General features: G+C 64.8%; 5 protein-coding genes and 1 pseudogene. 3 read left to right on the forward strand and 3 right to left on the reverse strand.

The window, feature by feature from the left end; translation table 11 throughout:
* A pseudogene (locus ACIQ42_RS16900) lies at positions 1 to 276 on the forward strand (ATPase); the annotation flags it as partial.
* Here the strand turns inward: ACIQ42_RS16900 and ACIQ42_RS16905 are convergent.
* The gene (locus tag ACIQ42_RS16905) at positions 273 to 572 is read right to left on the reverse strand and encodes a putative quinol monooxygenase (protein WP_397423406.1); all 300 of its coding nucleotides are present in this window, start codon (positions 570 to 572) and stop codon (positions 273 to 275) included. The pseudogene ACIQ42_RS16900 and the gene ACIQ42_RS16905 sit on opposite strands and share 4 nt — an antisense overlap.
* Positions 573 to 658: 86 nt before the next feature.
* Between ACIQ42_RS16905 and ACIQ42_RS16910 the strand changes: the two genes are divergently transcribed.
* Positions 659 to 2191 (forward strand): acyl-CoA carboxylase subunit beta, encoded by a 1533-nt coding sequence (locus ACIQ42_RS16910; protein WP_397423407.1) that lies wholly within the window; start codon positions 659 to 661, stop codon positions 2189 to 2191.
* Positions 2192 to 2298: 107 nt separating this feature from the next.
* The gene (locus ACIQ42_RS16915; protein ID WP_397401945.1) at positions 2299 to 2814 is read left to right on the forward strand and encodes a hypothetical protein; all 516 of its coding nucleotides are present in this window, start codon (positions 2299 to 2301) and stop codon (positions 2812 to 2814) included.
* On the opposite strand, the gene ACIQ42_RS16920 is transcribed toward ACIQ42_RS16915, so the two are convergent.
* Both ACIQ42_RS16920 and ACIQ42_RS16925 read right to left on the reverse strand, forming a co-directional pair.
* Positions 2811 to 3647 (reverse strand): hypothetical protein, encoded by an 837-nt coding sequence (locus ACIQ42_RS16920; RefSeq protein ID WP_397423408.1) that lies wholly within the window; start codon positions 3645 to 3647, stop codon positions 2811 to 2813. The genes ACIQ42_RS16915 and ACIQ42_RS16920 overlap by 4 nt on opposite strands.
* Before the next feature lie 8 nt (positions 3648 to 3655).
* The coding region (locus ACIQ42_RS16925) for a peptide-methionine (R)-S-oxide reductase (RefSeq protein WP_397423409.1) at positions 3656 to 3848 on the reverse strand (193 nt) is incomplete at its 5' end.

The following is a 3848-nucleotide window of genomic DNA, read 5'->3' on the forward strand; positions in this document are numbered from 1 at the left end:
CAAACTTTGACGCGTGTCCGCGAGATCGCACTTTCGCTGGATGACTTCGCCCTGGCGGGCCTGGCCTTCGCTGTGCCGCTCTACGGCTCTGCGGTGCTGTCGATCGCGGTATTGCGGGGCTGGTTGAGCGGTGGCGAGGCTTTCGACCTCTCCCGCGTCGACGAGGCTTTCCAGGAAGAGCAGTGGGGCATCGATACCGAAGCCGCCGAGCGCGTTGCCCGGCTTCGGGTGGAGGCCAGCATGGTGGATCAGTGGTTCAGGGGGCTGACGGCCTAACCCCGTGCCTCTACGGGCAGGATCCGAACCCGCGTGCTCGTCTGCGCCAGCGACCGTACCGCGGCCATAAACTCCCCCGACCCCGGCTCGGCAAAGTGGGCGTCCAGCGCGGGCCGGTCCGTCCATTCCTCGTAGAAGAACAGTCGCATCGGGTCTTCGCAGTCCACGTGCACGCTGTGGGTCAGGCATCCCGGTTCGGTGCGCGAGCGGGCCACGTGGGCCAGCGCCGCCTCAAGCAGGGCATCGAAGGTATCGGCCCTGGCCGTCACCGAACCCGTCACAATCAGCATGGTCATCTCCCCGGCTCACCCCGCGTGATCTTGCCTCGCCGGGCTGTCACGACTAGGGCTTCGCGTCAGTTACGTGAAGGGCGGGCGGCGACTTGAAGCACATCCTGGCAGAACTTGAGACGCGTCGCGAACAAGCGCGCATGGGCGGCGGCGAAAAGCGGATCGCCAGTCAGCACGCCAAGGGCAAGCTGACGGCGCGCGAGCGCATCGACCTGCTGCTCGACGAAGGCTCGTTCGAGGAATTCGACATGTTCGTCGAGCACCGGATCAATGAGTTCGGCATGGCCGACAACCGGGTCATGGGTGACGGCGTGGTCACCGGCTGGGGCCGTATCAATGGCCGGACGGTGTTTCTGTTCTCCAAGGATTTCACCGTGTTCGGCGGATCACTATCCAGCGCCCACGCCGAAAAGATCCTGAAGGTCCAGCGTCAGGCCATGAAGGTCGGCGCCCCTATCATCGGCCTGTTTGATGCGGGCGGCGCGCGCATCCAGGAAGGCGTGGCCGCGCTGGGCGGCTATGCCGACATCTTCCTCGAAAACACCCTGGCCTCGGGCGTGATCCCTCAGATCAGTGTGATCATGGGGCCATGCGCGGGTGGCGACGTCTATTCGCCGGCCATCACCGACTTCATCTTCATGGTGAAGGACACCTCCTACATGTACGTGACCGGCCCGGACGTGGTGAAGACCGTCACCCACGAGGATGTCAGCCACGAGGATCTGGGCGGCTACCGCGTCCACGCCATGAAGTCCGGCGTTGCTGATGGTGCGTTCGAGAATGACCTGGAAGCCCTGACCCAGGTCCGTCGTCTGGTCGACTTCCTGCCGCTGTCCAACCGGGAGAAACCGCCGGTCCGGGAAAGTTATGACGAGCCTGGCCGCGAGGAGCTCTCGCTCGACACCCTGGTGCCAGCCAACCCCAACAAGCCCTACGACATGAAGGAACTGATCCTGAAGGTCGTGGATGAGGCCGACTTCTTCGAGATCAGCCCGGACTTCGCCAAGAACATCGTGGTGGGGTTCGCCCGCATCGATGGCCGGCCTGTAGGCATCGTCGCCAATCAGCCGCAGGTTCTGGCAGGTGTTCTGGACATAGATTCCAGCCGCAAGGCCGCACGTTTCGTGCGGTTCTGCGACTGTTTCGAGATTCCGCTGATCACCTTCGTGGACGTCCCGGGCTTCATGCCGGGCACCAAGCAGGAGCAGGGCGGCCTGATCCGCCATGGCGCCAAGCTGCTGTTCGCTTTCGCCGAGGCGACCGTGCCCAAGATCACCATCATTACCCGCAAGGCCTATGGCGGCGCCTATGACGTGATGAGTTCCAAGCACATCCGCGGTGACATCAACTACGCCTGGCCCAGCGCCGAGATTGCCGTGATGGGCGCCAAGGGGGCGGTCGAGATCATCTTCCGCTCAGAGATCGGCGACGCCGACGCCATTGCGGCCCGGACCGCCGAATACCAGGCCCAGTTCGCCAACCCCTTCGTGGCCGCCTCACGCGGCTACATCGACGATGTGATCATGCCCCACTCGACGCGCCGGCGGATTTCCAATGCGCTCCGGAACCTGAAGGGCAAGACGCTGTCGAACCCCTGGAAGAAGCACGACAACATACCTCTGTAGGCGCGGCCACGGCGGCCTGCATATGCTTTAGGTCAAAGCGGCCGAGACCATAACCTGCGAGACTGGTCGAAGCTCGAGGCGGTCGAGCGCCTGGACTCTGTGTGTTGATGACGACGCTGGCGCATGAGCTCCTGGTCTCAACCGGTCTCGTTGCGACGACGGTGATCACACACCTGCTGGGCCTAGACCTGTTGATGTCGCTGGTCGGGTTGCACCTCAAGCGCTTCACCACCGCCTGGCTGCATCTGGATCGGCTGCTTGTGCCGTTGGGTATCGTGCTGGGTCTGTTTGTGCTGCACGGCGTCGAGATCTGGATCTACGCCTTCGCCTACCTGTTTCTTGGACTGCTGCCCACTGTCGAACAGGCGCTCTACTTCTCAGCCAATGCCTATTCCACCGTCGGCGAAGCGGGCCCCTTGCTGCCCGAAGGGTGGCGGGTCGTCGGGGTGCTTGAAGCGGTGAACGGGATGCTGCTGATAGGCTGGTCGACCGCCTTCCTGTTCAAGGTCCTCGACCACCTGCTGGGTTCCGACGGCCATGATCACCCGCTCCCGCGCGGCGCCATCGCGCGGACACGACGGAATCGCATTGTGCCAACAAGGGGCGAGGATAGCGCCGACTAGAGTGGCGGCGGCATCCGGGGCAGGCCCGGCCTGGGCGTCACCGCCTGGCCCTGAGCAAAGGCCGTACAGCGAGGGCCGCTGAACGCGCTGACGCCGAAGACCTCCACGCAGGCGCCGACGTCAGACGCATCGATGCGGCCCTTGTCCTGAAGCCAGGTGCACTGGGCGACGGCGCCGATCAGGTAGCTTGCGATGGGCGTGCCGGGATATTGCCGATCCGGGATCTGTGACTGGTTCACCCGCGTGTCGGTGAAGGCATTGCGGAATCCGATGGGCGTGAGCGTGATGGTGTGGGCGTATTCATGGGCGGTCGCGTTTACGGCGCAGGATCGCTCCACGAGGTCGGTCGAGCGGAACTGGTCCAGCAGAAGGCGTCCGAAGGTCATCTCCGCATAGCGCCCAAAGCCCACCCCTTCGCCCGCGCTGGCGTGGTAGCGCATGGGGTCCGGGCCGTCCTGCCGCCCGATGATCTGTACCATGGCCGGGGCGTAGCGTGATCCGAGCGGCTCCAGCGCGATCTCGCGGGCGAGGTCGGCGACGGTGGCGTCCTGCTTGTCCGGTCGGGCGTAGATCACTGGATAGCGATCGCCCAGCGACAGCAGGTTCCGGGTGAAAGCCGGAGATCGCAGCACGCCGAAGCTCTCGGTCAGCAGGGTCTCGACCAGGTCGCGCTCGGCCGCCGAGGCAGCGTCAATGATCGATTTGAACGGGCCTCGATCTGTCGCCGTGTCCTCGGCGATGTTCTCGCGGGCCACCCAGACAATCATGATCACGGCGGCGATCACCGCCCACAGGCCGGAGGACCATAGCGAAGTGCGCTGCGGCCCTTCCACGTGCGCGGCTAGGCCGTCTGCAGGCCGGCATTGTCTCCGCGCCCAAGCGGATCGCGCAGGGTTCCGCCGTCGGGCACGAACTCCAGCGAGATCGAGTTGATGCAGTACCGGAGGCGGGTAGGCGGCGGGCCATCGGGAAACACGTGGCCCTGGTGGCTGCCACAGCGGGCGCAGAGCGTTTCAATGCGGACCATGCCGTAG

This window comes from Phenylobacterium sp., assembly GCF_044372605.1.
In the GTDB taxonomy this organism is placed as follows: Bacteria; Pseudomonadota; Alphaproteobacteria; order Caulobacterales; family Caulobacteraceae; genus Phenylobacterium.